Genomic DNA, 1135 nt, shown 5'->3' with positions numbered 1-1135 from the left:
GAAATCGATGGGAATTAGGGTTACAATCCGATTATTCATTTAACTATTTTTCTGATTTCTTCAGGTGAAAGATTGGCAATTGCGGCAATTGATTCAATGGGCATTCCAGATTTATTCATGTTGATAATCATCTCGCGAATTGCTTCTTCTTTCCCCTCTTCTCTGCCTTCTTCTCTCCCCTCTCTTCTTGCCTCATTCTCCCTTATCGTCTGATCGATGAGCCACAACTCCCGTGCTTCGCTATACGCCCTTATTTCAGGATCCTGGCTGATTACTTTCAGTTTATTGTATGCTTCATGTACCGCTTCACTTGCTTCTGCTGCCATGATCATCTCCTCTTCAGTTTCTGCTCCTAAAAATGTTCTCCATGCCCTGAGTTCGTTATTATAAGTAATGCCCTGCTTACTATTAGAGTTTCCCACCTGCATAAACATAAGTTCAAAATCGATACAGATCGGTTCATACCTGCTCTTTTCCAACGCATGAAAGCAGCATACCGGTTCAGTATCTTTAAACCAGGGATGACCAAGAATACAGATACCGGTAGTCCGTTTCAATGAATCATAATCCTTCCCCTTTATGAGCTGAGCTCCATAGGCCCTGGCCCAGTAAAAAAGCATCCTTTTATGAATGGCTCTGTGTCGTTCTGCCTGCATTTCAATAAAGACCTGCTCCCCGTTCCCCGTGGTCAGTCTGATATCCAGAACTCCTTCTTTTTCATCCGGATAATTTCGCAGAAGAAATGGGTTTTTCAAAGTGATGCCTGATTTCTGTTCGCCTGTGATCGAACCAAGTAGGGATGAAAGCAGATGTTTCGACTCTTCAGACCCAAAGAGCACCTTGAAGACAAAGTCATTTTGTGGAAACAAGAGGTACTGTGAATGACTGGTAATAATTCCTGCCATGAGCCCTGACCTGTGTGATGGAATTGGGTAAAAAATTTGTGAAATCTATGATTCATACATCGGATTGGTCAGGCTTTTTATGCATCTTTCCATGATTCTGATAGAGACATTTAAAAACAAAAATCGAATGCCTGTATTAATGGAATAAAATTCTCGGATCAAGATATGAAATCGATGGGAATTAGGGTTACAATCCGATTATTCATTTAACTATTTTTCTGATTTCTTCA

1 protein-coding gene is annotated in these 1135 nt (G+C 40.8%); it reads right to left on the bottom strand.

Annotated elements, in window-relative coordinates; genetic code table 11:
• Positions 1 to 35: 35 nt before the first annotated feature.
• On the bottom strand, positions 36 to 905 hold the full coding sequence (locus DLD82_RS18105; protein ID WP_109942529.1) for an Rpn family recombination-promoting nuclease/putative transposase: 870 nt from the start codon (positions 903 to 905) through the stop codon (positions 36 to 38).
• Positions 906 to 1135: the final 230 nt, after the last annotated feature.

Source organism: Methanospirillum stamsii (genome assembly GCF_003173335.1).
GTDB lineage: Archaea > Halobacteriota > Methanomicrobia > Methanomicrobiales > Methanospirillaceae > Methanospirillum > Methanospirillum stamsii.
The sequence above is the reverse complement of the archived record's forward strand: the minus strand, read 5'-3'. Positions and strand labels throughout refer to the sequence as shown.

Coding starts and splice junctions, on each gene's coding strand:
- DLD82_RS18105 (WP_109942529.1), bottom strand. CDS start 905: ATGGCAGGAATTATTACCAGTCATTCACAGTACCTCTTGTTTCCACAA.